The 218-nt window shown below is 29.4% G+C and carries 1 pseudogene; it reads right to left on the bottom strand.

Annotation, left to right across the window (positions count from 1 at the left end):
• Window positions 1-27 precede the first annotated feature (27 nt).
• Window positions 28-218, bottom strand: a pseudogene (locus AJ888_RS00110) (hypothetical protein); the annotation flags it as partial.

Genomic DNA, 218 nt, shown 5'->3' with positions numbered 1-218 from the left:
GTTTGATAAAACCTAACCTTGAAACATTTACACAAAGCTAATTCTATTTTGCTTAATCATTCTGGCACGATTGATAAGAGCATAAAGGGCTATATCTTCATCATTATATATTTCTCCTTCAAATTCTTCATCCCCATCAAACTCAATACTTTTCCATTCTATAAGCTCTGCTTTAGCATTAGTGATAAAAGATATATATTTATCTCTTTGTTTATCAT

Origin of the sequence: Campylobacter sp. BCW_6467 (genome assembly GCF_001762855.1) — a bacterium.
GTDB classification, from domain to species: domain Bacteria; phylum Campylobacterota; class Campylobacteria; order Campylobacterales; family Campylobacteraceae; genus Campylobacter_D; species Campylobacter_D jejuni.
The sequence above is the reverse complement of the archived record's forward strand: the minus strand, read 5'-3'. Positions and strand labels throughout refer to the sequence as shown.